At 70.1% G+C, this 3,930-nt stretch carries 4 protein-coding genes; 3 read left to right on the forward strand and 1 reads right to left on the reverse strand.

The features are described 5' to 3' along the window. The 3 genes from E8A12_RS13275 to E8A12_RS13285 all read left to right on the forward strand — a co-directional run. Nucleotides 1-764 (forward strand): enolase C-terminal domain-like protein (locus E8A12_RS13275; protein WP_293369457.1); only part of this gene is annotated, 764 nt, incomplete at its 5' end. Between the two features lie 49 nt (nt 765-813). Further along, complete coding sequence (locus E8A12_RS13280) at nt 814-1,242, forward strand: DUF4112 domain-containing protein (RefSeq protein ID WP_293369460.1); 429 nt, start codon at nt 814-816, stop codon at nt 1,240-1,242. A 49-nt stretch (nt 1,243-1,291) separates the two neighbouring features. Next, nucleotides 1,292-2,581, forward strand: coding sequence for a nucleotide sugar dehydrogenase (locus E8A12_RS13285; RefSeq protein ID WP_293369462.1), 1,290 nt, complete (start codon nt 1,292-1,294; stop codon nt 2,579-2,581). Here E8A12_RS13285 and E8A12_RS13290 read toward each other — a convergent pair. Then, nucleotides 2,578-3,930: molybdopterin cofactor-binding domain-containing protein (locus E8A12_RS13290; RefSeq protein ID WP_293369464.1), on the reverse strand; the 1,353-nt coding region annotated here is incomplete at its 5' end. The genes E8A12_RS13285 and E8A12_RS13290 overlap by 4 nt on opposite strands.

Here is a 3,930-nt window from a genome sequence, read left to right on the forward strand (position 1 = left end):
CCGACCGCGGCGAACTTCAGGGCCTGCTGGCGGCGGGCGCCGCGCGCAATGCGCTCGACTGCGCGCTCTGGGACCTGGAAGCCAAGCGGGCCGGGGTCCGCGCCTGGACCCTGGCCGGCCGCGCCCGGCTCGACCCGGTGAAGACGTGCTTCACCATCAGCCTGGGACCGGTTGAGGCGATGGCCGAGGCGGCGCGCGCCAATGCGCGCCGCCCGATGCTCAAGCTCAAGATCGGCGCCCGCGACGACCTCGACGCCGTGGCGGCGGTGCGGGAAGCCGCGCCCCGGACGCGCCTGGTTGTCGACGCCAACGAGGCCCTGACCTTCGAGGAGTTGCGCCGCCTGGCGCCGGAGCTCGCGCGTCTTGGCGTGATGCTGGTCGAACAACCCCTGCCGGCCGGGCAGGACGAGGCGCTGGAAGGCTATGACAGCCCCGTGCCGCTCTGCGCCGACGAGAGCCTGCACACTCGCGCCGAACTGGGGGCCTGCGCGCGCCGCTACAACCTGGTGAACATCAAACTCGACAAGGCCGGCGGACTGACCGAGGCCCTGGCGCTCGCCGCCGAGGCCCGCGCGGCGGGCCTTGGCCTGATGATCGGCTGCATGGTGGCGACGTCGCTGGCCATGGCGCCCGCAATGATCCTCGCACAGGGCGTGGAGGTGGCGGACCTCGACGGACCGCTCCTGCTCATCCGCGACCGCGAACCGGGATTGGTGATCGAAGGCTCGATGATCTCCCCGCCTTCACCCGATCTTTGGGGTTAGGCGCGGCCTACTGGAGCTTCCCGGTCTTCGAGGACGTTCCGGAGGCGCCATGGACGACGAAGCCGACCGCGAGCGGGCGCACCGCGCCTGGCGCAACGCAGAGCGCATCAAGCAACTGTCCGACAACCTGATCCGGATCGGGCCATGGGGGCTTGGGCTCGACGGGGTGCTGGCCTGGGTGCCGGTGGCGGGCACGGTCTACAGCCTGGGGTCCGCGGCCCTGCTGCTCTATGAGGGCGTGAAGGCCAAGGCCGCGCCTTGGACGCTGACGCGGATGGCCGGCTACATGGCGATCAACAGCGCCATGAGCGACGTGCCGGTGGTCGGCTGGGCGATGGACACCCTGTTCCGCGGCCAGGCCATGGCCGCCAATGCGCTGCAGAAGGACATCGTCGCGCGGCATGGGCCGGCGGACGCAGGCGCCCTGGACCCTCGATGGCGCCCGGCCGGACCGCCGATGGGCCGCCCATCGCCCTGAGCGGAAACCGTGCTAGTGACCGGCCACCCGAGCCGGCCACGAGATCCTGATGCTGACCAATCCCTTCACCCGAACGCCCGCGAAGATCGCGGTGATCGGGCTGGGCTATGTGGGGCTGCCGCTGGCGGTGGCGTTTTGCGCCGAGCACGAGGTCGTGGGCTTCGACATCAAGGCCGAGCGGATCGCCGAACTGGCGGCGGGCGAGGACCGGACGCTGGAGGTCACTTCGGCGGAGCTGGCGGCGGCGAAGGGGCTGAAGCTGAGCTCCGACCCGGCGGACCTGGCGGCCTGCAACGTCTTCATCGTCACCGTGCCGACGCCGATCGATGCTGCGAAGCGGCCGGACCTTTCGGCCCTGATGGCGGCCAGCCGCACGGTGGGCGGAGCGATCGGGCAGGGCGGCGTGGTGATCTACGAATCCACCGTTTATCCCGGCGCGACGGAGGAGGACTGCGTGCCGGCGGTGGCGCAGGTCTCAGGTCTCGAGTTCAACCGCGACTTCTTCGCCGGCTACAGCCCCGAGCGGGCCAATCCGGGCGACCCGACCCACCGCCTGGCCAATATCGTCAAGGTGACGGCGGGCTCGACGCCGCAGGCCGCCGCCTTCGTCGATGCGCTCTATGCCTCGGTGGTGACCGCGGGCACGCACCGGGCCAGTTCGATCCGCGTGGCCGAGGCCGCCAAGGTGATCGAGAACACCCAGCGGGACCTGAACATCGCCCTGATCAATGAATTCTCGATGATCTTCCAGCGGCTTGGCCTGGACACCTCAGAAGTGCTGGCCGCGGCCGGGACCAAGTGGAACTTCCTGAACTTCCGTCCGGGCCTGGTCGGCGGCCACTGCATCGGCGTCGATCCCTATTACCTGACCCACAAGGCCGAACAGCTGGGCTACCACCCCGAGGTGATCCTGGCCGGACGGCGGATCAACGACGGGATGGGCCCCTACGTGGCGCGCGAACTGATGGCGCAGATGGACCGGCGCGGCGTCGTAGCGAAGGGTGCGCGGGTGCTGGTGATGGGCCTGGCGTTCAAGGAGAACTGCCCGGACCTGCGCAATACCCGGGTGATCGACATCATCGCCGACCTGCAAGCCCGTGGCGCGGCGGTGGACGTCTGGGACCCCTGGATCGACGCCGGCGAGGCGCGCCACGAGTACGGTCTCGACCTGATCGCAGCGCCCGCGGCGGGCGCCTATGACGCCATCGTCCTGGCCGTGGCGCACCGCCAGTTCGTCGAGCTGGGGCCGGACGCGATCCGGGCCTTCGGGGGCCCGAAGGCGGTGCTGTTCGACGTCAAGAGCGTGTTGCCGAAGGACGCCGCGGACCTGCGCCTCTAGAGCAGGTCCTCGATGCGGATCGGCAGGTCGCGGACCCGCTTTCCGGTGGCGTGGAAGACGGCGTTGGCGACCGCGGCGTTCATGCCGACGATGCCGATCTCGCCGATGCCCTTGACCCCCAACGGGTTCACGCGGGCGTCTTCCTCGGCCACGAAGATCACGTCCAGCTGGCCGATGTCGGCGTTCACCGGCACCAGGTAGTCGGCGAGGTTGGTGTTCACATAGCGCGCGGCGTGCGGATCGATCTCGGTGGCCTCGAAGAGGGCAGAGGAGACACCCCAGATCGCGCCCCCCATGAACTGGCTGTAGGCGGCCAGCGGATTGACGATGGTTCCAGCGGCGAAGGCCGAGACGATGCGCGGCGTGCGGATCTCGCGGGTGCGCTCGTGGATGCGGACCTCGATGAAGTGGGCGCCGAAGGCGTAAGCCGTGACGTCCTTGCGGCCCGTGCCGCGCGACATGGCCATCTTGCCTTGGTAGAGGCCGGCGGCGGAATCCGGCGGCATGCCGGCAGGCACATTCTCCACATAGACCTCAAGAGCGCCGCCAGCCACGCGGGCGAGCGCCGTCGCCAGGGGCTCGGACTTGCCGCCGGGACCGACCAGGGCGCCGTCCCGCAGATGCAGCGCAGAGGCCTCGGCGCCAGCGAAGGGGCCGGCGTTGTTCTGCACGGCGGCCGTGGCCAGGCGGCTGCGGACCTCCTCGCAGGCCTTGGCGGCGACGTTGGTGGTCGAGGCGGCGTTGTTGGAGCCGCCGGCGCCGGGCACCGGCGGCAGGTCGGAATCGCCCATCAGCACGGTGATGTCCTTCAGCGGCAGGCCCAGCTTGTCGGCGACCGTGATGGCCACCACCGTATAGGCGCCGGTGCCGATCTCGTGGCCGGCCATCTGGATGGTGGCCTTGCCCTGCGCCGTCACTGAGAGGCGCGCTGCGGCCGGGCCGATGTTGGACGGATAGCAGGAGGTCGCGCAGCCGTAGCCGACCAGCCAGTCGCCGTCGCGCATCGAGGCGGGCCTGGGATTGCGTTTCGCCCAGCCGAACTTCGCGGCGGCCTGGTCGAAGCATTTCATCAGCGCGCGGCTGGAGAAGGGAAGCCCGCTGATCGGGTCGGTCTGGGTGTCGTTGACGCGGCGCAGCTCGATCGGGTCCATGCCCAGCGCGTAGGCCAGCTCGTCCATGCCGCACTCCAGCGCGAACATGTAGGGCGTGTCCGGCGGGGCGCGCATGAAGCCCGGCGTGTTGCGGTCCGCATGCACGATGTTGACTTTGGTGGCGACGTTCGGGCTCGCATACATGCGCGCGGTCGTCTCGGTGCCCGAGACATTGTACGTCGAGGGCCGCGAGGTGAC

Source organism: Phenylobacterium sp., assembly GCF_004799395.1.
GTDB lineage: Bacteria > Pseudomonadota > Alphaproteobacteria > Caulobacterales > Caulobacteraceae > Phenylobacterium.